Source organism: Gallibacterium faecale (genome assembly GCF_027920745.1).
GTDB classification, from domain to species: Bacteria; Pseudomonadota; Gammaproteobacteria; order Enterobacterales; family Pasteurellaceae; genus Gallibacterium; species Gallibacterium faecale.
In genome coordinates this window covers 26,821-52,809 of sequence record NZ_JAQIBB010000013.1, presented here as the reverse complement: position 1 = coordinate 52,809, position 25,989 = coordinate 26,821, and the positions used below count along the sequence as shown (strand labels likewise).

26 protein-coding genes are annotated in these 25,989 nt (G+C 36.4%); 8 read left to right on the top strand and 18 right to left on the bottom strand.

Going from position 1 to position 25,989, the window contains the following annotated elements:
- Together trxA and PF272_RS01450 are read right to left on the bottom strand one after the other, a co-directional pair.
- Window positions 1–313 (bottom strand): thioredoxin (trxA, locus tag PF272_RS01455; protein WP_271141370.1); only part of this gene is annotated, 313 nt, incomplete at its 3' end.
- A 120-nt stretch (window positions 314–433) separates the two neighbouring features.
- Complete coding sequence (locus PF272_RS01450) at window positions 434–1,420, bottom strand: 2-hydroxyacid dehydrogenase (RefSeq protein WP_271141369.1); 987 nt, start codon at window positions 1,418–1,420, stop codon at window positions 434–436.
- Window positions 1,421–1,646: 226 nt separating this feature from the next.
- On the opposite strand from PF272_RS01450, the gene aroQ reads away from it, so the two are divergent.
- The 3 genes from aroQ to accC all read left to right on the top strand — a co-directional run bounded on the left by aroQ (window position 1,647) and on the right by accC (window position 4,039).
- Window positions 1,647–2,099 (top strand): type II 3-dehydroquinate dehydratase, encoded by a 453-nt coding sequence (aroQ, locus tag PF272_RS01445; protein ID WP_271141368.1) that lies wholly within the window; start codon window positions 1,647–1,649, stop codon window positions 2,097–2,099.
- Between the two features lie 62 nt (window positions 2,100–2,161).
- Window positions 2,162–2,623 carry an acetyl-CoA carboxylase biotin carboxyl carrier protein gene (gene accB / locus PF272_RS01440; RefSeq protein ID WP_065233696.1) on the top strand — a complete coding sequence of 154 codons (462 nt, stop codon included), beginning with the start codon at window positions 2,162–2,164 and terminating at the stop codon, window positions 2,621–2,623.
- Window positions 2,624–2,692: 69 nt separating this feature from the next.
- Complete coding sequence (gene accC, locus PF272_RS01435) at window positions 2,693–4,039, top strand: acetyl-CoA carboxylase biotin carboxylase subunit (protein ID WP_065237067.1); 1,347 nt, start codon at window positions 2,693–2,695, stop codon at window positions 4,037–4,039.
- 49 nt (window positions 4,040–4,088) lie between these two features.
- On the opposite strand, the gene PF272_RS01430 is transcribed toward accC, so the two are convergent.
- From PF272_RS01430 to hpaA, 13 genes are all read right to left on the bottom strand, one after another.
- On the bottom strand, window positions 4,089–5,540 hold the full coding sequence (locus PF272_RS01430) for an NAD-dependent succinate-semialdehyde dehydrogenase (protein WP_271141367.1): 1,452 nt from the start codon (window positions 5,538–5,540) through the stop codon (window positions 4,089–4,091).
- A 16-nt stretch (window positions 5,541–5,556) separates the two neighbouring features.
- Complete coding sequence (gene hpaI, locus PF272_RS01425) at window positions 5,557–6,366, bottom strand: 4-hydroxy-2-oxoheptanedioate aldolase (protein ID WP_065239310.1); 810 nt, start codon at window positions 6,364–6,366, stop codon at window positions 5,557–5,559.
- Window positions 6,367–6,378: 12 nt separating this feature from the next.
- Window positions 6,379–7,182, bottom strand: a complete 804-nt coding sequence (gene hpaH, locus PF272_RS01420; protein WP_065239311.1) for a 2-oxo-hept-4-ene-1,7-dioate hydratase — start codon at window positions 7,180–7,182, stop codon at window positions 6,379–6,381.
- Between the two features lie 18 nt (window positions 7,183–7,200).
- Window positions 7,201–8,412: a Bcr/CflA family multidrug efflux MFS transporter gene (locus PF272_RS01415; protein WP_271141366.1), complete on the bottom strand. Its 1,212-nt coding sequence runs from the start codon at window positions 8,410–8,412 to the stop codon at window positions 7,201–7,203.
- A gap of 21 nt (window positions 8,413–8,433) precedes the next feature.
- Entirely contained in the window at window positions 8,434–8,817 is a 384-nt protein-coding gene (locus tag PF272_RS01410; RefSeq protein WP_065239313.1) for a 5-carboxymethyl-2-hydroxymuconate Delta-isomerase, read from the bottom strand.
- 10 nt (window positions 8,818–8,827) lie between these two features.
- Window positions 8,828–9,676 (bottom strand): 3,4-dihydroxyphenylacetate 2,3-dioxygenase, encoded by an 849-nt coding sequence (hpaD, locus tag PF272_RS01405; protein WP_065239314.1) that lies wholly within the window; start codon window positions 9,674–9,676, stop codon window positions 8,828–8,830.
- Between the two features lie 16 nt (window positions 9,677–9,692).
- Window positions 9,693–11,156, bottom strand: a complete 1,464-nt coding sequence (hpaE, locus tag PF272_RS01400; RefSeq protein WP_271141365.1) for a 5-carboxymethyl-2-hydroxymuconate semialdehyde dehydrogenase — start codon at window positions 11,154–11,156, stop codon at window positions 9,693–9,695.
- The gene (locus PF272_RS01395; RefSeq protein WP_271141364.1) at window positions 11,153–11,941 is read right to left on the bottom strand and encodes a fumarylacetoacetate hydrolase family protein; all 789 of its coding nucleotides are present in this window, start codon (window positions 11,939–11,941) and stop codon (window positions 11,153–11,155) included. The genes hpaE and PF272_RS01395 overlap by 4 nt, the downstream gene beginning before the upstream one ends.
- 10 nt (window positions 11,942–11,951) lie before the next feature.
- On the bottom strand, window positions 11,952–12,638 hold the full coding sequence (locus PF272_RS01390; protein WP_271141363.1) for a fumarylacetoacetate hydrolase family protein: 687 nt from the start codon (window positions 12,636–12,638) through the stop codon (window positions 11,952–11,954).
- Between the two features lie 11 nt (window positions 12,639–12,649).
- Window positions 12,650–13,981 (bottom strand): TRAP transporter large permease, encoded by a 1,332-nt coding sequence (locus tag PF272_RS01385; protein ID WP_271141362.1) that lies wholly within the window; start codon window positions 13,979–13,981, stop codon window positions 12,650–12,652.
- Between the two features lie 3 nt (window positions 13,982–13,984).
- The gene (locus PF272_RS01380) at window positions 13,985–14,512 is read right to left on the bottom strand and encodes a TRAP transporter small permease (RefSeq protein WP_065239318.1); all 528 of its coding nucleotides are present in this window, start codon (window positions 14,510–14,512) and stop codon (window positions 13,985–13,987) included.
- A gap of 53 nt (window positions 14,513–14,565) precedes the next feature.
- Complete coding sequence (locus PF272_RS01375) at window positions 14,566–15,591, bottom strand: TRAP transporter substrate-binding protein (RefSeq protein ID WP_271141361.1); 1,026 nt, start codon at window positions 15,589–15,591, stop codon at window positions 14,566–14,568.
- 250 nt (window positions 15,592–15,841) lie between these two features.
- Window positions 15,842–16,771, bottom strand: coding sequence for a 4-hydroxyphenylacetate catabolism regulatory protein HpaA (gene hpaA, locus PF272_RS01370; RefSeq protein ID WP_271141360.1), 930 nt, complete (start codon window positions 16,769–16,771; stop codon window positions 15,842–15,844).
- Between the two features lie 266 nt (window positions 16,772–17,037).
- On the opposite strand from hpaA, the gene hpaB reads away from it, so the two are divergent.
- Window positions 17,038–18,639, top strand: coding sequence for a 4-hydroxyphenylacetate 3-monooxygenase, oxygenase component (hpaB, locus tag PF272_RS01365; RefSeq protein WP_065239321.1), 1,602 nt, complete (start codon window positions 17,038–17,040; stop codon window positions 18,637–18,639).
- Window positions 18,640–18,703: 64 nt separating this feature from the next.
- Window positions 18,704–19,204, top strand: a complete 501-nt coding sequence (gene hpaC / locus PF272_RS01360; protein ID WP_271141359.1) for a 4-hydroxyphenylacetate 3-monooxygenase, reductase component — start codon at window positions 18,704–18,706, stop codon at window positions 19,202–19,204.
- A gap of 30 nt (window positions 19,205–19,234) precedes the next feature.
- On the opposite strand, the gene deoR is transcribed toward hpaC, so the two are convergent.
- A complete protein-coding gene (gene deoR, locus PF272_RS01355) occupies window positions 19,235–19,984 on the bottom strand; it encodes a DNA-binding transcriptional repressor DeoR (protein ID WP_271141358.1) in 750 nt (249 codons plus the stop codon).
- A gap of 20 nt (window positions 19,985–20,004) precedes the next feature.
- A complete protein-coding gene (gene deoC / locus PF272_RS01350; protein WP_271141357.1) occupies window positions 20,005–20,679 on the bottom strand; it encodes a deoxyribose-phosphate aldolase in 675 nt (224 codons plus the stop codon).
- A 156-nt stretch (window positions 20,680–20,835) separates the two neighbouring features.
- Between deoC and rbsK the strand changes: the two genes are divergently transcribed.
- Genes rbsK through PF272_RS01335 form a run of 3 tightly spaced genes read left to right on the top strand, consistent with a single transcriptional unit; the run spans window position 20,836 to window position 24,074 of the window.
- Window positions 20,836–21,756 carry a ribokinase gene (rbsK, locus tag PF272_RS01345; protein ID WP_271141356.1) on the top strand — a complete coding sequence of 307 codons (921 nt, stop codon included), beginning with the start codon at window positions 20,836–20,838 and terminating at the stop codon, window positions 21,754–21,756.
- Window positions 21,757–21,769: 13 nt separating this feature from the next.
- Window positions 21,770–23,050, top strand: a complete 1,281-nt coding sequence (fucP, locus tag PF272_RS01340; RefSeq protein WP_271141355.1) for an L-fucose:H+ symporter permease — start codon at window positions 21,770–21,772, stop codon at window positions 23,048–23,050.
- A gap of 10 nt (window positions 23,051–23,060) precedes the next feature.
- Window positions 23,061–24,074 (top strand): aldose 1-epimerase family protein, encoded by a 1,014-nt coding sequence (locus PF272_RS01335; protein WP_271141354.1) that lies wholly within the window; start codon window positions 23,061–23,063, stop codon window positions 24,072–24,074.
- A gap of 101 nt (window positions 24,075–24,175) precedes the next feature.
- On the opposite strand, the gene PF272_RS01330 is transcribed toward PF272_RS01335, so the two are convergent.
- Complete coding sequence (locus PF272_RS01330) at window positions 24,176–25,960, bottom strand: ABC transporter ATP-binding protein/permease (protein WP_271141353.1); 1,785 nt, start codon at window positions 25,958–25,960, stop codon at window positions 24,176–24,178.
- Between the last annotated feature and the right edge of the window lie 29 nt (window positions 25,961–25,989).

Genomic DNA, 25,989 nt, shown 5'->3' with positions numbered 1-25,989 from the left:
TAATAAAATCAGCTAATCTTTGTTTTGGTAAAGCGCCAACTTGGGTAGCAACAGGTTGACCATCTTTGAAGATAATTAAAGTAGGGATACTACGTACACCTAAATTTGCAGGTGTTTGTTGGTTATCATCAATATTAATTTTTACAATTTTTAATCTGTCACCAAACTCTTCTGCAAGTTCATCTAAAATAGGTGCGATCATTTTACAAGGTCCACACCAAGGCGCCCAAAGATCAAGTAATACAGGCACATCTGATTTTAAAACATCTGCTTCAAAAGCTGCATCACTAGAATAAACAATTTTATCACTCATAATTAAATCCTTGTGTTAATAAATAGATTAATATTGCTTGTTTTATAAGCAATGTTAAAAATGTTGCAACATTATAACATTATTCTATGAAAAAAGATGAATTCCAATAATAGCTAAAATCTAAAGTGAATTCGCACAGGGTAATTTTTGTTCAATTTGAGCAATGTTGTTGAGCGTTACTTCAGAAATACTGGTCAATGCTTCTTCAGTTAAAAATGCCTGATGTCCTGTCAGTAAGACATTATGACAAGAAGATAGACGGCGGAATACATCATCAAGAATCACTTCATTTGACTTATCTTCAAAGAAGAGATCGCGTTCATTTTCATAAACATCCATCCCTAATGAACCAATTTTACGTGATTTTAAGGCTTCAATAGCAGCTTTAGTATCAATCAATGTACCGCGACTAGTATTAATAATCATCACACCATCTTTCATCTTGTTAAATGCATCAGCGTTTAACAAGTGATAATTTTCTGGTGTGGCAGGGCAGTGTAAGGTAATTACGTGAGAATGAGCATAGAGTTCATCTAAAGAAACATAAGTTGCTCCAAGTTCTTCTGCAGCTGGATTTTTAAATGGATCATAACAAAGTATATGCATACCAAAGCCTTTTAAAATTCGCATCACAGCAAGACCGATTTTCCCTGTACCGATAACACCTACCGTACGTCCGTGCATATTAAAACCAATCAATCCTTCTAATGAAAAATTTGCCTCCCGAGTACGTTGATATGCCCGGTGAATACGGCGATTTAAGGTTAGCATTAAACCAACAGTATGTTCAGCAACCGCTTCAGGCGAGTATGCTGGAACTCTGACAACATTAATACCTAATTCTTTGGCAGCGTTAAGATCAACATTATTAAAACCAGCACAGCGTAATGTAACAGTTTGGATACCTAATTGAGAAAGTTGGGTTAATACTTCTCGATCGGCAATGTCATTAACAAAAATACAGACAGCTTGGCAACCTTCTGCCATTTTGGCAGTTCGCTTACTTAACATAAAGTCAAAGAACTCTAATTCAAAACCATATTTGACATTCACAAGTTCAAGATATTTTCTGTCATAACTTTTGGTACTATAAACAGCAATTTTCATGGTAATACTCCTTTATTGAGGAGAATATCTTAACGCTTATTGATGCTTAGGTGTTATTAGGAAATGCAGAAAGTGGGCGAAAAGTTGCGAATATCGTTTGTTGTTAAAAAAGACGATTTTGATAAAATTTAGAATAATTTGAGTGGTACGAGCAGATAAATGCTGTGATTTTCAATAAAATCGTTATAATGTGGCATTTCATTTAGAGAATGAAGAAGAGGAAATTATGTCATTTCGTATTTTGCTGTTAAATGGACCAAATTTGAATATGTTAGGCAAACGAGAACCTAAACATTATGGTAAACAAACATTACAAGATATCGAAAACGATATACAAAAGGCAGCAGCACAATACAATATTGCGTTGACTTGTTTCCAAACAAATAGCGAAGAAAAGCTTATTAATAAAATCCATGATAGCTTAGGTGAAGTGGATTTTATTTTGATCAATCCAGCAGCCTTTACTCATACGAGTGTGGCGTTGCGAGATGCTCTATTATCAGTTGAGATTCCTTTTGTGGAAATTCATCTTTCAAATATTCATCGCCGTGAACCTTTCCGTCATCATTCCTACCTAAGTGATGTTGCTGTGGGCGTGATTTGTGGTTTAGGTGCGGCAGGATATCAATATGCGTTACAGTTTGCCGTTGCTTATTTGCAGCAGCAACAAGCAAATTAATCATTGCCACCAGCGTTTTTGTGGTTTGTCGATTAAACAATTAACTTATAACGGATCAAATTATGGATATTCGTAAAATAAAAAAACTTATCGAATTGGTTGAAGAATCAGGCATCATGGAAATTGAAATTTCCGAAGGTGAAGAGTCAGTACGTATTAGTCGTGGTAACGTTGCTGCGGCACCAGCGCCAGTAATGCCGCAATCATTTGTTGTGCCTCAACAAGTTGCACCAGCAGTGGCTGAGCCAGCACCAAAAGCAGTATCAGCAGAAGATAAAGGTACTGTATCTGGTCATATTATTCGCTCTCCAATGGTGGGAACTTTCTATCGTAGCCCAAGCCCAGAAGCAGCACCGTTCGTTGAAGTTGGTAAAACCGTTAAAGTTGGTGATACCCTTTGTATTGTTGAAGCAATGAAAATGATGAATCGTATTGAATCTGATAAAGCAGGTGTTGTAAAAGCGATTCTTGTCAATGATGGTGATGCGGTTGAGTTTGATGAGCAATTAATCGTTATCGAATAGACCAATGTTTATCTACAACGCAACTCATAACAAGTTGCGTTGTTAACTTTCAAATCATGGATACAAGTTATGTTAGAAAAAGTGGTTATTGCCAACCGTGGTGAGATCGCATTACGTATTTTAAGAGCGTGTAAAGAATTAAATATCGCAACGGTAGCAGTTCATTCAACCGCTGACCGTATGTTAAAACACGTATTGCTTGCAGATGAAACAGTATGTATTGGGCCAGCTCCTTCAGCAAAAAGCTATTTAAATATTCCAGCAATTATTGCGGCAGCTGAGGTAACTGGTGCAGATGCGATTCATCCGGGATATGGTTTCTTATCTGAAAATGCAGATTTTGCAGAGCAAGTAGAGCGTTCAGGGTTTATTTTTATTGGACCAACAGCAGACGTTATTCGCCTAATGGGTGATAAAGTTTCTGCGATTGAAGCAATGAAAAAAGCGGGGGTACCTTGTGTACCAGGTTCAGATGGCCCATTAGGTCGTGATATTAATAAAAATAAAGAAATTGCGAAACGCATTGGTTATCCAATTATTATTAAAGCATCAGGTGGTGGTGGCGGACGTGGTATGCGTGTTGTTCGTCAAGAGAGTGCTTTAGAAGAAGCAATTGCGATGACTAAGGCAGAAGCAAAAGCAGCATTCAATAATGATATGGTGTATATGGAAAAATATTTAGAGAATCCACGCCATATTGAAGTTCAAGTGTTAGCAGATACACACGGCAATGCAATCTATTTAGCAGAACGTGATTGTTCTATGCAACGTCGTCACCAAAAAGTGGTTGAAGAAGCACCTGCACCAGGTATTACTGAAGAAATGCGTCGTAATATTGGCGAACGTTGTGCGAATGCTTGTAAAGAAATTGGGTATCGTGGTGCAGGTACATTTGAATTCCTCTATGAAAATGGTGAATTTTATTTCATTGAAATGAATACGCGTATTCAAGTAGAGCATCCAGTAACTGAAATGATCACTGGTGTAGATTTAGTGAAAGAACAGTTACGTATTGCGGCGGGTTTACCACTTTCATTCAAACAAGAAGATATCAAAGTACGTGGCCATGCGATTGAATGTCGTATTAATGCCGAAGATCCTGCGACATTCTTACCATCACCAGGTAAGATTGAGCATTTACATTCGCCAGGTGGTTTTGGTATCCGTTGGGATTCCCATATTTATGGTGGTTATACTGTACCGCCGAATTATGACTCAATGATTGGTAAATTAATCAGTTATGGTGAAGATCGTCAAGTGGCTATTCGTCGTATGCAAACTGCATTAAATGAAACCATTATTGAAGGGATTAAAACCAATATTCCACTACATGAGATGATTCTTGATGATAAGAATTTCCAAAAAGGTGGTACTAATATTCATTACTTAGAGAAAAAACTTGGTTTAAATGAATAATAAAAATGCCAGTGTTGTAAGCACTGGCATTTTTTTATCAGCGAAAATGCTAAATTTTCATACAGAGATATTTCATTTCCATAAACTCTTCCAGACCATAACGTGAACCTTCGCGTCCTAGCCCAGATTGTTTCACACCACCAAATGGTGCAACTTCAGTAGAAATAATGCCTTCATTAATTCCTACCATACCATAGTCAAGTGCTTCACTGACTCGCCAAATTCGGCTCATATTTGGTGTATAGATATAAGATGCAAGGCCAAATTCAGTATCATTTGCCATTTGGATGGCCTCTTCTTCCGTATCAAAACAGAAAATTGGTGCTAATGGTGCAAAGGTTTCTTCTTTAGCGACTTTCATATTTTGATTAACGTTAGTTAAAATAGTTGGCTCAAAGAAAGTACCGCCAAGAGCATGTAACTTACCACCGCACACACGAGTAGCTCCTTTAGCTAACGCATCTGCAATATGATCTTCGATTTTATGAACAGCATTTTGATTGATTAAAGGACCAATTTCTACGTTTTGTTCAAAAGCGGAGCCTACCTTCATCTGTTGTACACGTGCTAAGAATTTTTCGACAAAAGCCTGATAAATACCACGTTGTACATAGATACGATTGGTACAAACGCAAGTCTGTCCAGCATTACGGAATTTAGAAGCAATAATGCCTTCGATCGCTGTATCAAGATCAGCATCATCAAATACAATAGATGGTGCGTTACCACCTAATTCAAGAGCAACTTTTTTCACTGTTGAAGCACATTGCTCCATTAAAATTTTACCGACACGAGTAGAACCAGTGAACGTGAGTTTTTTTACGATATCGTGTTGGCTTAAGACTTTACCAATCCCGACAGCATCAGTCCCAATAACCACATTAAACACCCCGGCAGGAACGCCAGCTTGTTCTGCTAATACAGCTAATGCTAAAGCAGATAATGGGGTTTCCGGTGCAGGTTTCAAAACCATCGTACAACCGCTGGCGAGTGCAGGCGCAGCTTTACGTGTAATCATCGCATTCGGGAAGTTCCAAGGCGTAATTGCTGCGACAACCCCGATAGGCTGTTTAATCACGACAATACGACGATTCACTTTATCTTGTGGAATCACATCACCGTAAGCACGTTTTGCTTCTTCAGCAAACCATTCTAAGAAACTGGCGCCATAAGCAATTTCACCTCGACTTTCAGCCAATGGTTTACCTTGTTCAAGACTTAATAATTGTGCAAGTTCCTCTTGATTTGCCATCACGAGATCAAACCAACGACGTAAGATTTGACCACGTTCTTTGCCTGTTTTCGCTGCCCAAGCTTGTTGTGCTTGTTGTGCAGCATATAAAGCTTGTTCAGTTTCTTTAATACCTGCATCGCTAACTTCACAAAGCACTTCACCAGTGGCAGGATTAGTAACGGGGAAAACGTTACCTGATTCTGCATTAACAAAATGACCGTTAATGTATGATTGGGTTCGTAATAAACTAAAATTTGAAAGATCCATAATTTGTTCCTTTGTGTTAATACACACTATTACGGCTTGTTGTTATCGTTGGTGTTTGTTGTTTAAAACTACTCGCCAATTTAGATAACTCTCGCATTAAAATTGAGGTATCAACGCCTACTGCGACAAAAAGACAACCGAGTGCTAAATAGTGATGTGCCATCTTAGGATCTGCATAAAGAATACCTGGTGCTTTATTGGCTTGGCGAATAATTCTAATCGCTTGCTCAATATGTTCTTGTACTTCAGGGTGCCCCGGATTACCTAAATGACCTAATGAAGCACTTAAATCGGCTGGCCCAATGAAAATACCATCAACCCCGTCCACTTTAGCAATTTCAGACAGATTTTGTAATCCTTTTTCAGTTTCAATTTGCAGTAATAAACAAATTTCTTGATCAGCTTGATGTAAATAGTTTTCTACATTATTCCAACGTGAAGCACGAGCTAAGGCACTACCAACGCCACGAATACCACGAGGTGGATAGCGTACTGCTCGAACTAATGCTTCTGCTTGTTCAACAGTTTCTACCATTGGAATTAATAAGGTTTGTGCACCAATATCTAATAACTGTTTAATAATCACAGGATCACCAATTGGTGGACGAACGATAGCTGAGGTTGAAGGATAACCGCTAACAACTTGTAATTGATGTAATAAGGTTTGAATATCATTAGGGGCGTGTTCACCGTCTAACAATAACCAGTCAAAGCCAGCATTCGCTGCTATTTCACAAGCATATCCATTAGCCATCCCCACCCAGACACCGATTTGAGCTTGTTTGTTATTAATCGCTTTTTTAAATAAATTTTCAGGTAATTTCATTAGCAATCCCTCCTAAACGAACTGCATTGAGATACTGCCGAGCTCGTGATAATCCACATGGAATGTATCGCCTTGTCTTGCTGGCACCGGACGAGTAAAAGATCCTCCTAAAATAATTTGGCCTGCTTTGAGGGTGACACCATGAGGTGCTAATTTATTGGCTAACCAAGCAACACCTTTAAGTGGATTATTTAATACTGCTGCGGATACTCCGGATTCTTCAACAATACCATTACGATAAAGCACCGCAGCAACTCTGCGTAAATCAACATCCATTGGCTTAATTGCACGACCGCCCAAAACCACGCCAGCATTAGCAGCATTATCAGAAATCGTATCAAATACACGACGAGGAACTTTAGTTTTTCGATCAAAAGATTCAATGCGAGCATCAATAATTTCTAAAGCAGGAATCACATAGTCAGTGGCATCTAATACATCAAAAATAGTGCAATTAGGCCCCGTTAAATCACGTTTTAGGATAAAGGCTAATTCAACTTCCACTCTCGGGACAATAAAACGTGAGATTGGAATTTCCCCATTTTCTTCAAAGAACATATCATCTAATAATGCCCCATAATCAGGTTCATCAATTTGTGAACTATTCTGCATCGCTTTAGAAGTTAAACCAATTTTATGGCCTTTTAAAACACGCCCCTCTGCAATTTTCATTGCCACCCACTCTTTTTGAATTGCATACGCATCTTCAATCGTAATTCCTGGATAAGCTAAAGAAAATTGTTCAATCTGAGTTCTACTTTTTTCTGCTTGATTTAATGCAAGTGCCGCTTGTTGAATGATGTCTTGAGTTAACATAGTTTCACCTTAAACCTATTATGATGTTTGTTGTTTATTTGATAAAAATGCAGCGAGTAAAAATCCTGTTACTGCACAGATAGAACAGACACAAAGCACGAGAAGCATGGTTTGTGGTGTTCCTTGAAAAAAATAAGAGAGTGCTGCACTAGCGAAGAGACCTCCAGCAAATTGCATTGAGGTGGCAAGAGCCATTGCTGTGCCCGCACGATTACGATGTAGTTGTAATAGCATGGCCATAATGTTAGGTGCAATCGCACCAGTTAGGCCAATAAAAAGGAATAATGGCAACATAATGGCGATTAAGTTGTTAGGATCTGCGAAAGCAAATCCAATACCCGCAATGGCGACTAAACTGACTTCGCCTGCTAAGAGGGTTTGTAATGAATATTTTTTGGCAAATCGATTATTTAATAAAGTACATATGATGATCCCAATAACATTGAGTCCAAAGAAATAACCATAATGTTGTGGTGAGAAATGAAAGTAATCAATGTAAACAAAAGGTGTACCTGCAACATAGGTGAATAAGCCACCAAACATTGAAGATAGGCAGAAAATATAGCCTACGGTAGGTGGATTACGAAGGACAATGCAATAAGGATGAAAAATAGTTGTTAATGTTAATGGAGCAGAAACATTAACCTGATGAGTTTCTTCAAGGCGAAAATAGACAATAATCCAACAGATAGCACCTAAAATAGCAAGTAATACAAAGTTGGAACGCCAATCAAAGAAGATCAATAATACGCCGCCAATCATAGGGGCGAGTAATGGCGCTAACATTGTGATTAGCTGCATCATGGATAGAATGCTTACAGTGCGTTGCGGTGGAAAGCGATCTCGCACAATAGCCCGTCCTAAAACGGGAGTAGCGCCACCGCCAAATGCCTGCAAAAATCGACAAATGAGTAATTGTTCAATATTGGTGGCAAATAAACAGGCTATACTCGCTAAGACATAGAGCGACATACCAATAATTAAGATAAAGCGGCGTCCATAACGATCAGATAATGGCCCATAGAGTAACATCCCAGCACAAAAGCCCATCAGGAATGTACTTACTGTAAATTGAACTTGAGATATATCTGCTCCTAAGTATTCCGCAATATTAGGGAAGGTAGGCAGATACATATCAATAGAGAGTGGGCCGAAGCCAACTAAACCACCTAAAAAAATGATCAGAGCAGTTTCAGATAAAGGTTTAATTGGTGTACGTGAGTTCGGCATACACTCTCCTATTTAGTGAAGTTATTTTTTAAAACGTGTGTGAACATTATTCTTTTTAAAATTCAATGTTTCACTTAACTCACTGATTTCAAAAGATAATGCGAAATAACGTTTAGCAAAAGTTGGTTCAAAAAATTGTGTTAATAATGAAAACAGGTTTTCCCCAACACGTTTTAATTCAGCTTGATCTCGTCCCGCACCAATTTTTAAGGTGATATGGACGAAAGCATCATCTTCTTTACCATCTGCCATACGATAAACATCAACCCAATGTACTCGGCTACGGATACCACCAAGAGGGAAAATACCTGTACCAGCTAGATAGTCATGCACTTGTGGGAAAAGAGCTGCAAAATCAACATCACCCTTTAGATTATCTGTTGCTTCAACAATAAAATGTGGCATTTATTGCTCCTTATGCAAGCGGAAAAATCGCATTAATTTGTCCAGTACCAGAACTTGGGAAAAGATCAGTAAGGATTTCTACACCCTTATCGTATTTATCCCAACCAAGCATACCGAGTAGCATCACAGTATCATGCATATTGCCTTCACCTCGGCAAAATTCAGCATATTCCGGCAACATTGCACAGAAATCTTTGAAGTTGCCTCGTTTCCACATATCAACGACGTGTAAATCAACTTGATGTTCAAACTCTCTGGTATAACTGTTCATTCCCTCTGCTGCACGTTCATCTGGAATGAAGTAGTGTGAAAGTGAACCACTCGCTAATACCGCAACAGTACCATCATAAGCCTCGATTGCTTCTAGTACAGCCTCACCTAATTTGCGACTATTTTCAAAATCGTGCGAGGTACAAAATGCAGAAATTGATACGACTTTGAAATGCTTATCTTGATTCATATATCGCATTGGTACTAATGTGCCATATTCCAATTTTAAACTTGGAATTTCATGTGCTTGGGCACGTACCCCTTTCTTCACAGCAAAATCAGCGATTAAATGCCCTAATTCAGGATTACCATCATAATTAAATGTAATGTCTTTAATGAAATGAGGTAGTTCATTACTGGTATAGATCCCTTCAAAATGATCACAGCAGTTAATGTGATAAGCACTATTCACCAACCAGTGTGTATCAAAAACAACGATGGTATCGACCCCTAACTCACGACAACGGCGACTAATTTCGTAATGGCCTTGGATTGCACTTTCACGGCAACCATGGTTTTTTCCCGGTAATTCAGAAAGATACATTGACGGTACGTGTGTAATTTTGGCGGCTAATGCTAGTTTACCCATAGCGCTCTCCTTATGTTTATTTTACGCCCCAGCGTGGGATAGTGTGATTTTGTAACGGTAAACAGATATTTTTGATTTCAGCAAAGACTTCAAAACTGTATTCACCACCTTCACGACCAACACCAGACGCTTTTACACCACCAAATGGCTGACGGAGATCACGAATATTATGACTATTGATAAATACCATACCGGCTTCGATACCGTGCGCTAAACGATGTGCTTTACCGAGATCGTTAGTCCAGACATAAGAAGCAAGACCATATTCCACATCATTGGCTAAGCGAAGCGCTTCTTCTTCATCTTTGAATGGAATTAAGCAAACGACTGGACCAAAGATCTCTTCTTGTGCGATCCGCATTTTATTATTCACATTAGCGAACACAGTTGGGCGAATGAAGTTACCTTTACTGAGGTGTTCTGGTAAACCTTCTGGGCGTTCTAGACCGCCTGCCATTAAGGTTGCCCCTTCTTCAATACCAATACGAATGTATCCGGTAACTTTGTCGTAATGTTGACGAGTAATCATTGAACCTACTTGGGTATTAAAGTCTTGTGGATCGCCAACAATGATACGTTTAGCACGTTCTGCAAATTCTTTAACAAAATCATCATAGATGGTTTCTTGAATGAAAATACGTGAACCTGCGGTACAACGTTCGCCATTTAAAGAGAAAATCGCAAATAGAGAAGAGTCTAAAGCATGTTCTACATCTGCATCATCAAAGATCAATACTGGTGATTTTCCGCCTAATTCCATTGAGAATTTTTTCAAACCGGCATTACGCATAATATTGCGACCAGTAACGGTACCGCCCGTGAAAGAAACTGCACGAACATCATTGTGACAAACAAGGGCATGACCTGCAGTGGCACCATAACCTTGCACTACATTAAATACCCCTTCTGGAATACCCGCTTCTAACGCTAAACGACCTAATTCATTGGCTGTGAGTGGTGAGAGTTCAGACATTTTTAATACTGCGGTATTACCTAATGCTAGACAAGGTGCAGTTTTCCAAGTGGCTGTCATAAAAGGTACATTCCAAGGTGAAACGAGCCCACAAACACCAACTGGTTGATAGAGCGTATAGTTAAGCATTTTGTCATCAACAGGATAAGAATGCCCATTCATTCGAGTACAGACTTCAGCAAAGAAATTGAAGTTGTGTGAAGCTCGAGGAATGAGAACATTTTTAGTTTGATGAATTGGTAAACCTGTATCTAAAGTTTCTAATTCTGCGAGTTGGGCGACATGTTTATCAATTAAGTCACCTAAATTACGCATTAATTTAGCACGTTCTTTAGCAGGGGTTTTCGACCATTTAGGAAAGGCCTCTTTTGCCGCTTGTACTGCAGCATTAATTTCTTTTTCACCACCACTGGCTACTTCACAAATCACTTCTCCAGTTGCAGGATTAATATTTTGGAATGTTTCTTCACTTGCGACTTCTTTGCCGTTAATCCAATGTTTAATCATAGTATGATCCTCTCTAAAAACTGTTTATCGATTAAAAAAGCACGTTCACTTACAAGATAATTTGTTAGCTTGCCAACCTGTTCGATTTCAACATCAACAACATCACCTGGTTTCACATCAGCTAACCCTTTCGGTGTGCCTGTCGCAATCATGTCACCGGGTTGCAATGTCACTCTATGCGAGAGGTACTCAACTAAAAATGGAATATCAAAAATCATATCTTTGGTGGTACCTTGTTGTTTTAGCTCACCATTAATCCACGTTTTTAAGGTTAAATTCATTGGATCGGCAATATCATCTCGATCCACAATCCATGGGCCGAGTGGTGTTGTTGCATCACGATTTTTGACTCTAAGATTAGGACGGTAATAATTTTCTAGATAATCACGAATGGCATAATCGTTACAAAGGGTATATCCAGCAATGTATGCCATTGCCTGTTCTCTTTTAATATCTTTAGCAACTTTTCCAATAACAGCGACTAATTCACATTCATAATGCATATATTCAACATTATCTGGGCGCCAAGTCACTTGTTTGTGGCCAGTATAAGTATTGGGTGCTTTGATAAATACTAATGGTGTTGTTGGTGCTTTGAATGCCAATTCAGAAGCGTGATCTGCATAATTTAAACCAAGTGCATACATTGTTCCTGTTGATGGAGGCAGCCATTGCACTGCGGCAGCAGGAATAGTTTGTTGATTGGCTAATAGCAATGTATTGTCATCGAGTACGGTGACTACATGGACTTGATTACGATATAAAACACGAGCATATTTCGCCATAGTGTTCTCCTTATTTAGCTGACTCGATAACGGTGTTAGTCACAGTACCAAGCTGTTCAAAAGTCGTTTCTACACAGCTATTTTTAGTCACAATAATTGGACAATCATCAGTACCAACTAATAAAATGTCACCGCATCTAAAAGTCATAAATTGGCTAAGGAAAGCGATTAATTCTGAGATGCTACGTAACATAATATTTCCCTCACTTTTTTTCTTAAATTGACCATTTACACTGATACTGACGCTGATGTTATCTGGATCAGTAACGGCAGATTGGTTGATCTCTTGACCAATAGAACAGAACCCATCACGACAACGACCTGTAATATCAGGGCGATAGTAATCATCACTAGGGAGTGAAAAGAGATTAACAGGCACAAATCCACGAATATGGTTGAACGCTTCTGCTTGATTGATTCTCGAGGTTGTATCGGCAAATACCACACCAAGATGAGGTTCAATGCGTAATTCAGCTTGTCCTTCTGGCAATACTACTGCACCACCATTGATGTTTAATGTACTAGGTGGTTGTAAGAAGATTACCGGTGTTTTTGGCGGTGCTTGATAAGGTGCTTGGTTAAATTTTTCATCTAGTCGTGCTAATTGTTCACGGCTATTTAATGCAATCGCAAACACGGATGGTGTGGCGGTAGTGCAGGTTTCAACCACTTGTTTGGCTAATGATGTTTGAGTCATAAAAATACCTTCTATTCAAATAGGTGAACAAGTCCGTACGCTAAAATTGGTACAAAAGTGACTAATGCGATACGTGCAAAATCAGAGAAGAGAAATGCCACGATCCACTTTGATGTTTGTCCTAAAGAGGTTTCACCATCGATTTTATTGATAATAAAGAGATTCATTCCAACTGGTGGTGTAACCAAACCAATTTCTACAACCATTAAGGCCAAAATTCCGAACCAAATTGATTTATCTTGAGCGGCTAATCCCCAAAAATCTAATCCCATAATAATTGGATAAAAGATAGGAATAGTGAGGAGGATCATGGCCAGAGAATCCATAACACAGCCTAAAAAGAGATAAATGAGTAAGATTGTGAATAGAACTAATAATGGTGGAAATTGTTGTTCTACTACCCAAGCTGCTAATTGATTAGGCATTTGTGTAATAGCTAGACCTGAGTTTAATAAGTCAGCACCAATCAGTACCATAAAAATCATTGCGGTAGTGGTTGCTGTCCCTAAAATACTATCGAGTACGCCTCGCCATGTTAAACCGCCATTTAGCCAAGCAATCACACCACAAGCAGCTGCACCAATAGAGGCAGATTCTGTTGGATTTGCCCAACCAGCATAAATACTGATAATCACAATTAAGAACACAATAAAAATTGGAATGACCTGAAATTGGCTTTTTAAAGCTTCTTTAAAAGGCATTTTTTCTGATGTTGGGCCAGCATCAGGATTAATGGTAACGAGGATTTTTACCACTAAAACATAACCGAGCATAGCTAATAAGCCAGGGATAATTGCAGCAACGAATAATTTACCAATTGATTCTTGTGTTAATACAGCATAAATGATTAATGGAACTGATGGGGGAATTAAGATACCCAATGTTCCACCAGCAGCTAATGTTGCAGTAGATAATGCACCAGAATATTTTCTTTTCTTTAATTCAGGTAAGGCGACTTGTCCCATAGTTGCTGCGGTAGCTAAAGATGAACCACAAATGGCACCAAAAGCAGCACAACTACCAATCGCTGACATAGCTAGACCACCTCGCCAATGTCCAATAAAGCTGCTTGCTGCTTTAAATAAAGCTTTTGACATACCGCCATTTAATGCAAATTGTCCCATTAAAATGAAAAATGGAATCACAGCAAGATCGTAGTTAGATAAGCGGGCATACACTAAACCATTTAACGTGAACATTAACATACTCACATCGCCTTGGCCTAAATAGAGATAAAGGCCTGCGGCGGCTAGGAACATTGCAATGCCAATATGAATACGAATTAATAGTAAGGTTAATAAGATAAGGAATCCTACAATTCCCATTTCTACGCCACTCATCATAGGTTATTCTCCTTTTTGTGTAGCGTGAACTACGCAGTAATATAGTGAGCAAATCGCCATTAAACAAAATCCAGGAATCATCAGCATATTTGGGATCCACACAGGGATAGACATTAATGCTGTGACTTCGGCAAAGTCATATAACGCTACACTTTGGATTGCCATTCGATATACCAACAATAAAGCAACACCACATAATGCTAAATCGGCAAGTGCATCAAGTTTATTTTGAATACTGAGCGGTAATTTCATAGTGAAGAAATCGACCTTTAGGTGTTCATACATAATGGTACAGAACGGTAAGAATAATGAACCAGCAACAGCTCCGCCTGCTTGAACCAGCTCAATATCACCAACTACACCGCCAAAGCCTAACTTGCGCCCGATTAATGAGTAGAGTGAAATAACAATTAGCACAAGAAAAATAAATCCACCTAACAAGGCAAATTGTTTAGAGATTTGATATAGAACTCGTCCCACAGGGGTATCAACTAAAGTAGGTACTTCGTTGACTGGCAATGTTTCACTCATTGCATCCTCCTGCCCCACGCAAAAGGTGGGGCTAAAATTTGAGAAAATAATGGTTATTGTTGTTCTTTAACCATATTTTTGATGTCATCAATTAATGCTTGGCCATCTACGACAGATTTCTTCGCATCAGAAATCCATTGTTCAGTAACAGATTTTGTCATTTCTTGCATTTGTTGGATTTTTGCTGCGTCATATTTTGCGATAACACCTTTACCTGCTAATGTTTTATCAATCGCCTCTTTTTCAGCTTGTTCCCATGCTTTGGTAATACGTTCAACCATAGCTGGGCCACTGTATTTATCAAAGATAGCTTTTAAGTCAGCAGGCATACTGTTGTATTTATTTTTGTTCATTAACAACATTAATACCGTTACAGTTGGATATGGTTGTCCACTTTCTGGCAATACGTGATATTTAGTAACTTCATCGAGTTTAGATGGTGGTACGACTTCCCATGCACCCATTGCACCATCTACAACGCCTTTAGAGATACTTTCTGCCACTTGTGATGGTGGAATTGAAATTGCTTCACCACCGAGTGCTTTCATTACTTGAGAAGCTAAACGAGTAGGCGTTCTTAGTTTCATTCCTTTAAGATCGCTTACATTATCTAGCGGTTTATTTGCATGGAAAGTGACCCCACCGTCGGTTTGTACACTGATGACTTTAAAATCTTTGAATTCACCATCTTTAGAATGTTTTTCAAAGAATTTCCAAGCAACTTGGTTACCTACTCGGGAATTAGGTAGAAGGAACGGAGTTTCTAAGGCTTCAATGGTTTTAAAACGTCCAGCAGAGTAGCCAGGTGCAGTCCAGACAATATCAGCGACGCCATAACGAACTTGGTCAACCAGTTGTGCTGGAGTACCACCAAGTTGGTTTAATGGATAAAGTTGACATTCAATCCGACCTTTAGATTCTTTATTTAAATCACTACACCAAGGGGTAAGGATATGTTGATGAATCGTAGAAAGTGGCGGTAAAAAATGTCCGATTTTTAACGTGACTTTATCTGCAGCTGAAGCGTTTGTGATGGCCGAAAAAGCTAAAACAGGGACAAGTAGTGTCATTTTTTTCATGGTAAGGTCTCCATCATAAATATGAGGTATTGCATGAACACTTGCCTAAAACCATAGAAGCAAGCAGAGTAGTTATTATTAAAATTGTTAAGACAATTTAGAAAACAGACAGAATAGTCAAAACAGAATCTTAATACTCATTGGTTAAAAAATTATTAAGATTGTTAAAATTTATAATAGATTTTTTACAAACTTGAAATGTACTTTTCGTGAAAAAAAATGTACTTTTCCTGTTCAATGGGAAGAGTTTTTAGGATGTGTGATCTCGATCGCGAAATCTTTTTGGAGAAACACCAACACGAGCTTGGAAGTAACGAGAAAAATAAGCAGGGTCACTAAAACCAAGATCATAAGCAATTTTGCTAATAGATTCTTGGGTAAACATTAATTGATATCTTGCCTCTTGTAGCTGGCGTTCGATGATAATTTGTTTAGGTGAAAGGCCAGAAAACTTTTTGCATAATACATTAAGACGGCTTTCGCTAATGCAGAGATGAGTTAAATATTCAGAGATTACCTTGTTTTTTCTAAAGTTTTGTTCAATTAATTGGTTAAATTGGTTGAATAGATCGATATCGCCACCTTTAACGGGGAGCTTTTCTGCAGCTTGTAAATTCTTTTCTTTTAACCGAGCAATATTAATAAACAAAATTTTGGCATATAGACGTAACATCGTATGTTTTTCTGGACGGCTATCTTCGTACTCCTCAACAATTTTATCCAAAATATTTTCTATCTCTTTAGTTTCAGGACTATCTGCGGCTAATTCGATACAAAGCGGTTGGAAGTAATTGTTATTTTGCTGAATAGAACGTAATAAATCCCAAATAAATTGTTGTGGAATAGTTAATACATGACCAACAGTATCGAGTTCAGTATAAAAACTATGTGGAACGGAAGGGGAAGTTAAAATAAAACAAGGTGCTTTTAAGGAATAAATATTCTCACTTAACTGTAAATAAATTGCCCCTTTAGTTAAATAATGCAGTTGAAAATAACGATCATGAAAATGAAGTTTTGAAAATTGTCCATAAAAGATACGTAATTTCTCGAAGGATTCATAATGAATCTGTGAACCATCCTTTGGTGCACCGTAGGTTTGGTTGATATCAATATTAATTGCTTGGTTTTTGGCATCGTCTAATAGGGTAATAAAACTTTCTTTATCATAAATGCGCATAAACGAGACCTCAAAATTTACTGAACATTAACAATAGATATCAAATAAAACATACTTATTTTATCATTCTTTCTTAGGTAAAAAACTAGTCAATCCAAGTAAATGAGATCTGACTCACATTTTATCTATAAAACAGAGAAATAACAGAAAAGTACATTTTTTAACTTAAAAATTACATTTTAATAACACAAATTCTCCTCTATAAATGTTAATACCTACCCAATAAGGGTAAAAATTCCAAATAACTTTATTAAGGAGTGACTGCCATGACCGATCAAAATCGTTACTATCAACATAAAAGACCTGATGATTGCCGTAAAGAAAAAAATCGTCCATTTACCGGCGAAGAATATTTAGAAAGTCTTCGTGACGGTCGTGAAATTTATATTTATGGTGAACGTGTTAAAGATGTAACGACTCACCCTGCATTTAGAAATGCAGCGGCATCAATCGCAAGACTTTATGATGCATTACATGATCCAAAAAGCAAAGATGAATTATGCTGGGAAACAGATACTGGGAATGGCGGTTATACCCATAAATTCTTCCGTTACGCAAGAACGGCTGAAGATTTACGTGAGCAACGTGATGCGATTGCAGCCTGGTCTCGTCTAAGTTATGGTTGGATGGGTAGAACACCTGATTATAAAGCTGCGTTTGGTACATCATTAGGTGCTAATGCAGAGTTCTATGGTCCTTATGCGGATAATGCTCGTGAATGGTATAAACGTATTCAAGAATCTTGCCTCTATTTTAACCACGCGATTGTTAATCCACCTATTGATCGTAATAAACCAATTGATGAAGTAAAAGATGTCTATGTTAAAGTCGAAGAAGAGTTAGAAGACGGTATTATTGTCAGTGGTGCGAAAGTAGTGGCTACAAACTCTGCATTAACCCACTATAACTTTATCGGTTTTGGTTCTGCACAAATTATCGGTTCAGATGAAAAATTTGCGATGATGTTTATTGCACCAATGGATGCAAAAGGAGTGAAATTAATTTGTCGCCACTCTTATGAATTAGCCGCAGGTGCAACTGGTTCACCGTATGATTTCCCACTGTCTAGCCGTTTTGATGAAAATGATGCAATTCTAGTTTTGGATAAGGTATTTATTCCAAAAGAAAATATCTTAATTTATAAAGATTTTGAACGTTGCCGTAAATGGGCTCAATATGCTGGATTTGCAACATTATTCCCAATGCAAGCATGTACACGTTTAGCAGTTAAATTAGATTTCTTATCAGGTATCATTCACAAAGCACTACAATGTACAGGTGTTATTGAGTTCCGTGGTGTAGCAGCACAAATGGGTGAAGTATTAGCATGGCGTAACCTATTCTGGTCATTAACTGATGCAATGTATGGAAACTCGTTCTCTTGGGAAAGCGGTTGTCGTATGCCAAGCTTACCAGCAATTCAAACTTATCGGGTAATGGCACCAATGGCTTATCTTGCGGTGAAGAAAATTGCAGAGCAGACTGTAACCAGTGGATTGATTTATTTACCATCGCATAAACTTGATTTTAATAACCCAGATATTGATAAATACTTAGAAAAATATGTTCGTGGGTCAAATAATATTGAATATCGCGAACGGATTAAGATTCTAAAATTATTATGGGATGCTATTGGTACCGAATTTGGTGGTCGTCATGAGCTTTATGAAATTAACTATGCTGGTAGCCAAGAAGAGGTCCGTTTACAAGTGCTTGGTCAATCAACCGCAAATGGCATTTTACAAAAATGCTTTGATCTTGTGGATCAATGTTTGGCTGATTATGACGAAAATGGCTGGAAAGTTCCGCACTTGACTAACCCAGATGATATTAATATGCTCGGTGACCTTAATAAATTCTGTAAATAATCATAGACAAGGTATGCGGTTTAGATCGCATACCTTCTTTTATCCTGAACGCTAGGAGTGTTTTATGTCGAAAACCTTAACCCCAGAACAACAAAATTTCCGTAATGCTATGGCGAGAATGGCTGCTGCAGTAAATATCATTACAACACACGGAGAGGCAGGAACTTGTGGTATTACTGCAACTGCGGTTTGCTCGATTACGGATACGCCTCCTACGGTATTGGTTTGTGTTAATCGTAATAGCCAAATGAACCTTGTATTCCAACAAAATAAACAAGTTTGTATTAATGTATTATCGGCAGAACAGGAAGAACTCGCTTGCCATTTTGCGGGAATGCGAGAAAGTTCGATGGAAGATCGCTTTAAGATGGATGTATGGAAAGAAAAACATGAACCGGGCCATGCACCAGCGCTAGTAGGATCACTGTCTAATTTACATGGCAAAATTACGACTGTGCATGAAGTAGGTACACATTCTCTTTTCTTGGTGACATTAGATAAAATTGATGTTCATGAAGGACAAGGTTTAGTTTATTTCAATAGAACATTCCAAGTTGTGAAGTAATATCTATACCCCATATTATATATTATGGGGTTATTCATCTATAAGCCTTATTGGAAGGTTATTACCAAATTCTTTTGGTAAAGGATGATTAGTTACAATAAGATTAAATTTATCTATATCAGCTATATAAGCTTGTTTAATTTGCCCTATTTTTGAATGATCAAAAACTAATATTGATTGTTGAGTTTTATTGATAGCATTAACTTTTACTTTGGCTTCTTCAAAATTAAAGCAGGTTACACCTTGAATGGCATCAATGCCAGCAGCAGAAATAAAAGCTTTCGTTGTGCATATTTTTTCTATATCTGTATTTGTGGAAATGGTGCTAAAAAAAGAATTATGTCTAGAATATCTACCACCAGCTAGAAATAGTTCACAGTTAGTTTTTTCTTGTAGTATCAAGAATGTATTAAGTGAACAACAAATAGCAGTAAATTTGATTTTATTATCTATTTGTGATGCAATAAATGGGATAGTTGAACCACAATCAAAAAATACAATATCTCCATTCTCAATTACAGATGCCGCAATTTTTCCTACTTGCATTTTTTCTACAATATTTTTTCCTTGATGTTCAAAGATTTGATAGTTATAGCTTTTATTTTTTTGTGGATCTTTAACGATATACCCTCCAAGTAATACTAATGATTTTGTTTCATCAGAATTTAAATCTCGGCGAATTGTCATTTCAGAGACATTTAAAATTTCAGAAGCATCACGCAAATGGATTTTATCCATTTGCGTGAGTAGAAATTCTAATTTTTGGATTCTAGAACTCATACTTAATATTATAATTAGGACTAAATATTATTAGTATCAGATAAACCTTGAATAATATCAATCCCTGCACTAGCCCCAATTCGATTTGCTCCGGCATTAATCATATCTAAAGCTATTTTTGTATTTTTAATACCACCTGAAGCTTTTACGCCTACTTGTTGCCCGACTGTTCTACGCATTAGTTGAATATTTTTAACAGTAGCTCCTTCTTTATTAAAACCAGTGGATGTTTTGACGAAATCAACACCTAGATCTTTACAAATTCTGCATATTGTAATGATTTCATCTTCAGTTAATAAGCAAGTTTCTAAAATAACTTTTAGATGGGCTTTATTATGACAAGTATATAATACACTTTGAATATCATTTTGTACTAAGTCCCAGTGTTGAGATTTTATCCAGCCTATATTCGCAACCATATCTATTTCATTAGCACCAGCCAGAATAGATTCCCTTGCTTCAAAAACTTTGACCGATGTTAGATTTGCACCTAGAGGAAATCCAATAACTGTGCAAATTTTAACATTGCTATCTTTTAAAACCTCTTTTGCTAGAGGAATATAACATGAATTTATACATACAGAGAAAAAGTTATATTTTTTTGCTTCATTACAAAGCGTTCTGATATCTTCTTCGGTCTTTTCAGCTGTTAAAGCAGTATGATCAATCATTTGTGCAAGTTCATTTTTTCTCATTTTTTAACCTCTTTTTTGTGTATCAATTAGACTATTATGATACTTAAAAATTTTTTCAAAGCTGTGATCTTTGTCATTTTTTTAACATTTTTATTGTTATATGCTATAAAAGATTTAATTTTGTTATTTTTCTAACATTGGTGGAAGGAGAAATTTATGGAAATTGCAGTTATTGGTTCAAATATGGTTGATCTTATAACTTATATAGATCGTATGCCTAAAATGGGAGAAACATTGGAGGCGCCAAATTTTCAAATTGGGTGTGGTGGCAAGGGTGCTAATCAAGCAATTGCAGCCGCAAAATTGGGAGCTTCTGTTTTGATGCTAACTAAAGTAGGAGATGATATTTTTGCAGAAAATACTATTAATAATTTTAGAAATTATGGTGTTAATACAGATTTTATTCAAAAAGTAGATGGAGTTTCTAGTGGAATTGCCCCTATTTTTGTGGATTCCTCATCACAGAATAGGATCCTAATTATTAAAGGAGCTAATGCTTATTTAAAACCAATTGATATTGATAATGCAGAACAACAATTAAGAAAATGTAAGATAATAATTCTTCAATTAGAAGTCCCATTAGAAACTGTATATTATGCGATTGATTTTGCTAATAAATATAATATCCCTGTTATTTTGAATCCAGCTCCAGCCTGTAAAGAGTTAGATATTTCTTATGCTTGTAAGTGTGATTTCTTTATGCCGAATGAAACAGAACTTGAGATTCTGACTGGATTGCCGGTCTTTACAATGGATGAGATTAGACTTGCAGCCCAATCATTATTAAGAAAAGGCCTGAAAAATCTTATTGTTACGTTAGGAAATAAAGGATCTATTTGGTTACGAGGGGAAGAGGCTACAGTGGTTGAACCTTACAAAGTGAATGCAGTAGACACTAGTGGTGCGGGAGATGCTTTTGTTGGATGTTTTGCTCATTATTATATGAGTACTTTAGATATTCTTTATTCAATGCAAAAAGCTTCTTTATTTGCAGCTTATAGTGTTACTGGTTATGGAACGCAATCATCTTATCCAAGTAAGCAACAATTTGAAGACTATCAAAAATCAATGATTTAAAAGGAGATAGAATATGAAAGACATACAGCAATTATCTAATGGATATTTAAATAAGACACCTTTATTTCAATTTATTCTTTTGTCTTGTTTATTCCCTTTATGGGGAGCTGCGGCTAGTTTAAATGATATTTTAATTACGCAATTTAAGAGTGTATTTACTTTAAGTGATTTTGCTAGTGCTTTGGTTCAGAGTGCATTTTATGGTGGATATTTTTTAATTGCTATTCCTGCATCATTAGTGATTAGAAAAACTAGTTATAAGGTAGCAATTCTTATTGGACTTACTTTGTATATTATTGGTTGTTCAATGTTTTATCCTGCATCACATATGGCAACTTATACAATGTTTTTAGCTGCTATTTTTTCTATTGCAATAGGTTTAAGTTTTTTAGAAACTTCTGCTAATACATATAGTTCAATGATTGGTCATAAAGATTATGCAACATTAAGATTAAATATTAGCCAAACCTTTTATCCTATAGGTGCAATTTCAGGGATATTATTAGGGAAATATCTAATTTTTCAGGAAGGTGAAAGCTTAGGTAAGAAAATGCAAAACTTAACACCGGAACAGTTGCATTCATTTAAATTATCTTTATTAGAATATACATTACAGCCATATAAGTATTTGATCTTTGTTTTAATTGGAGTCACGATACTTTTCTTGGTTACACAATTCCCTAAATGTAAACCTGTTAGTGAGAATAAAGAAAAAGTCAGATTTATTGATACTTTAAAATATTTAGCTAGAAATTCTAAATTTAAGAAAGGGATTATTGCTCAATTTTTATATGTCGGGATGCAAGTTGCTGTATGGTCATTTACTATTAGATTAGCTTTAAATCTGAGTGACATTAATGAAAGAACAGCTTCTAATTTTATGATATACAGTTTTATTGGTTTTTTTATCGGTAAGTTTATTGCAAATTTCTTAATGACTAAATTTAAATCAGATACAGTTCTAATTTGGTATTCTATTTTAGGAGTGATCACTTTAGCTTATACAGCATTTGTCCCTAATTTTTCAGCTGTATATGCTGCAATCTTTGCAAGTGTATTATTTGGCCCTTGCTGGGCAACGATTTATGCTTCTGTATTAGATACTGTCAAACAAGAACATAGAGAAATAGCTGGAGCTATAGTTGTTATGTCAATTATTGGTGCTGCCGTTATACCTGCTATACATGGTTTTGTTTCAGACTCGTTAGGATCACTACAGCTTGCATTTATTGTTCCATTATTCTGTTTTGCATATGTAGGTTATTACTTTTTTGATAAAAGAAGTGAAAAATAAGGAAGAAAATATGAAGAATTATTTATATTTATTTAAAGAGCAATTTAAATTAGAAGAGCTGATAATTTTCGAAAATAGTCATTTTATTATTTGTACATTTAAATATCCTTCAGGTATTGAGGCACTTAAGATACAAAATTCGTTAGGTTTTATTGTTGTTTTACCATTTTATGGACAAATTATCTGGGATGCAGAGTTTAAAGGACATAATTTAAAAATGAGGAATATGTTTAGTCAACCAAAATTAGGTACTACAATTGTAGATACTTATGGTTGTTTTGCATTTCATTCTGGTTTGCTTTGTAATGGTTGTCCTAGTCCAGAGGATACACACTCTTTACATGGAGAAATGCCTTGTGCTCAAATGGATAATTCATGGTTAGTAATAGAAGAAAATAGTTGTTCTATTTATAGTTCTATTGAGTATGTAAAAGGATTTGGACATCATTATTTGGCAGAACCTCGTGTCACATTAAGAGCAGATAGTTCTTTATTTGAAATTAATATGCAAGTAACTAACCTTGCGGGTGTAGAAATGCCATTACAATATATGTGTCATATGAATTATTGTTATGAAGATAATGCAACTTTTAAACAAAATATTCCTGATGATATTATTCGTATTAGAGAATCTATACCAGCACATGTAAAACCAACGACGCAATGGAAAATATTTAATGAGGAGATTAAAGCAGGGAAGTATAAACTTACTGCTCTAGATAAAAATCAGTTGTATGATCCTGAAATTGTATTTTTTATGGATTATTTACATAAGTATCAGGAAAATTTAGAGTTTAGGATGTATTCAACTAATGGATATTCCTATGTTACTAAATTTTCTTCAAAGGATTTTGATTTTGCTACTAGATGGATTTTGTATAATCAAGATCAACAGGTAGCGGCATTTGTCCTTCCAGGAACTTGTCGTCCAGAAGGATTTCTAGCTGCAAAAAATAATGGAACTTTGATAATGTTGGAACCAAAAGAAGTTAGAACGTTTACAGTAGTTACTGGTATAGAATAGTTAATAGGATATTTATTTTTGATTATTGATAAGTTAATAATAATAAATCTATGATTCTTCTTTATATTGTACTAACCCGCAAGATGCGGGTTATTTTTTTCTTAATTTAGTGCTTTTGTTTGCCACGCCCCTTTTCCTAGCAAGGTTAAGAGATCTGTGTGGTGTTGATGTAATGTAGAACGATGACCAACACTAATTAAGATCGTATTTGGTAAACGTTCAATCAATAATTGATACATTGAAAATTCTAAGCCTTCATCCATACTTGAAGTTGCTTCATCTAGGAAGGCAACTTTAGGTTGGGCCAATAATAAGCGAGCAATTGCAACACGTTGCTGTTCGCCTAAAGAGAGAATTTTAGTCCAATCACGATATTCATCTAACTTCTCAATAAGATGCGGTAGTTGAACTGCTTTTAAAATCTCAAGTGCTCGTTCGTTATCATTATCAGGAATATTGTTTGGATAATATAAGGTTGAACGAAGTGTCCCTTGTGGTAAATAACTTTTTTGGGATAAGAATAAAGCTTCTTCTGGACAAGCAATTTTTCCGTTAGAGTAGAGCCATAATCCTGCGACTGTTCGCAATAATGTCGTTTTTCCAACCCCAGAAGGGCCTTGAATTAATAAGCGTTGTCCACTGTTTAAAGTTAAGTTAAGTTGATTTAATAAGATCGTACCTTCTGCATTCAGTACCGAAAGGTTATCAAATGCAATCTGCTCGGAGGTATGTGTGATTTCAGCAACATTTCCTTGTTGGCAAGTTTGAATTGCCGCAGTAAAGCCACTTAACCGTTCTAATGTTGCACGATATTCAGTGAAGACATTATAAGAGTTACGGAAAAAGGAGAGAGAGGAATGTACTTGTCCAAAAGCTTGAGCTGTTTGTACCATATCTCCTAGTGTAATTTGTTTAGAGAAAAAGCGTTGTGCTTGAATAATAAAAGGGAAGACAACTGATACTTGTGACACAACTAAGTTAAACCCGGAGAGTTTTAAAGTACGATAAACAAGTTTCCATACATTATCGATAATTTTCTTAAATTGGTCATTCAATAAGATTCTCTCAATTTTTTCACCGGCATAAAAAGCAATACTCTCTGCATATTCTTTAATGCGAATAAGAGAATAACGGTAATCTGCATTTAATTTTTCATTAGCAAAATTGAGTTTGATTAATGGACGCCCTAACTTAAAGGCGAAAACACTGGTAATCAATACATAAATAAAGACAAGAAATACCATCATATGTGGAATTTCAAATCCTGCAATTTTCATTGGACCAGAGAGATGCCATAAGATGCCAGTAAAGGCAACAATTGAAACAGTTGCACTAATAACCCCTGTTGCAAAACTCATCGAATTTTCTACATAGGCAGTAATATCTTGTTGAATACGTTGGTCGGGATTATCCAGTTGGTTGTAAGTGTATTGTGTTTTATAAAAACTCTGATTACTGAGCCAACGATCTAAGAAATGGCTATTTAACCATTCTCGCCAGTGGATATTGAATTTGCTTTTCACAAAATAGATTACTAAGACATTCACTAAATTCACACCAGCAATTACGCAGAATACAACCATTTGTTGCCAGAAAGCTTCTTCATTTAGATCCTGTAAGGATTTATACATATTGTTGTACCATTGCGAATAGATCACATCTAAACGTACAGAAAATAACGTGAGTAAAACAATAATAGTGAAGGTAAAAAGAGGAACAATACCTTGTTTGCCAATGAAATACTCTTTAGTTAATTGCCAAAATTGGTGTCCCCAACGGGTGAACTTAACTAATAAAGTAAGAGCTAAACAAAAACAAATACTGCTAATGATAAAACTTTTAACAATCCAAAAAAGAGAAGTCACTGCTTCTGAAACTAAATCCATTCTATTACAACCTAAAATTGATAACTTGT

What these genes read in the sequence shown, in the direction of transcription:
- PF272_RS01450 (WP_271141369.1), bottom strand. Translation starts at nt 1,420, where the DNA reads ATGAAAATTGCTGTTTATAGTACCAAAAGTTATGACAGAAAATATCTT.
- aroQ (WP_271141368.1), top strand. Translation starts at nt 1,647, where the DNA reads ATGTCATTTCGTATTTTGCTGTTAAATGGACCAAATTTGAATATGTTA.
- accB (WP_065233696.1), top strand. Translation starts at nt 2,162, where the DNA reads ATGGATATTCGTAAAATAAAAAAACTTATCGAATTGGTTGAAGAATCA.
- accC (WP_065237067.1), top strand. Translation starts at nt 2,693, where the DNA reads ATGTTAGAAAAAGTGGTTATTGCCAACCGTGGTGAGATCGCATTACGT.
- PF272_RS01430 (WP_271141367.1), bottom strand. Translation starts at nt 5,540, where the DNA reads ATGGATCTTTCAAATTTTAGTTTATTACGAACCCAATCATACATTAAC.
- hpaI (WP_065239310.1), bottom strand. Translation starts at nt 6,366, where the DNA reads ATGAAATTACCTGAAAATTTATTTAAAAAAGCGATTAATAACAAACAA.
- hpaH (WP_065239311.1), bottom strand. Translation starts at nt 7,182, where the DNA reads ATGTTAACTCAAGACATCATTCAACAAGCGGCACTTGCATTAAATCAA.
- PF272_RS01415 (WP_271141366.1), bottom strand. Translation starts at nt 8,412, where the DNA reads ATGCCGAACTCACGTACACCAATTAAACCTTTATCTGAAACTGCTCTG.
- PF272_RS01410 (WP_065239313.1), bottom strand. Translation starts at nt 8,817, where the DNA reads ATGCCACATTTTATTGTTGAAGCAACAGATAATCTAAAGGGTGATGTT.
- hpaD (WP_065239314.1), bottom strand. Translation starts at nt 9,676, where the DNA reads ATGGGTAAACTAGCATTAGCCGCCAAAATTACACACGTACCGTCAATG.
- hpaE (WP_271141365.1), bottom strand. Translation starts at nt 11,156, where the DNA reads ATGATTAAACATTGGATTAACGGCAAAGAAGTCGCAAGTGAAGAAACA.
- PF272_RS01395 (WP_271141364.1), bottom strand. Translation starts at nt 11,941, where the DNA reads ATGGCGAAATATGCTCGTGTTTTATATCGTAATCAAGTCCATGTAGTC.
- PF272_RS01390 (WP_271141363.1), bottom strand. Translation starts at nt 12,638, where the DNA reads ATGACTCAAACATCATTAGCCAAACAAGTGGTTGAAACCTGCACTACC.
- PF272_RS01385 (WP_271141362.1), bottom strand. Translation starts at nt 13,981, where the DNA reads ATGATGAGTGGCGTAGAAATGGGAATTGTAGGATTCCTTATCTTATTA.
- PF272_RS01380 (WP_065239318.1), bottom strand. Translation starts at nt 14,512, where the DNA reads ATGAGTGAAACATTGCCAGTCAACGAAGTACCTACTTTAGTTGATACC.
- PF272_RS01375 (WP_271141361.1), bottom strand. Translation starts at nt 15,591, where the DNA reads ATGAAAAAAATGACACTACTTGTCCCTGTTTTAGCTTTTTCGGCCATC.
- hpaA (WP_271141360.1), bottom strand. Translation starts at nt 16,771, where the DNA reads ATGCGCATTTATGATAAAGAAAGTTTTATTACCCTATTAGACGATGCC.
- hpaB (WP_065239321.1), top strand. Translation starts at nt 17,038, where the DNA reads ATGACCGATCAAAATCGTTACTATCAACATAAAAGACCTGATGATTGC.
- hpaC (WP_271141359.1), top strand. Translation starts at nt 18,704, where the DNA reads ATGTCGAAAACCTTAACCCCAGAACAACAAAATTTCCGTAATGCTATG.
- deoR (WP_271141358.1), bottom strand. Translation starts at nt 19,984, where the DNA reads ATGAGTTCTAGAATCCAAAAATTAGAATTTCTACTCACGCAAATGGAT.
- deoC (WP_271141357.1), bottom strand. Translation starts at nt 20,679, where the DNA reads ATGAGAAAAAATGAACTTGCACAAATGATTGATCATACTGCTTTAACA.
- rbsK (WP_271141356.1), top strand. Translation starts at nt 20,836, where the DNA reads ATGGAAATTGCAGTTATTGGTTCAAATATGGTTGATCTTATAACTTAT.
- fucP (WP_271141355.1), top strand. Translation starts at nt 21,770, where the DNA reads ATGAAAGACATACAGCAATTATCTAATGGATATTTAAATAAGACACCT.
- PF272_RS01335 (WP_271141354.1), top strand. Translation starts at nt 23,061, where the DNA reads ATGAAGAATTATTTATATTTATTTAAAGAGCAATTTAAATTAGAAGAG.
- PF272_RS01330 (WP_271141353.1), bottom strand. Translation starts at nt 25,960, where the DNA reads ATGGATTTAGTTTCAGAAGCAGTGACTTCTCTTTTTTGGATTGTTAAA.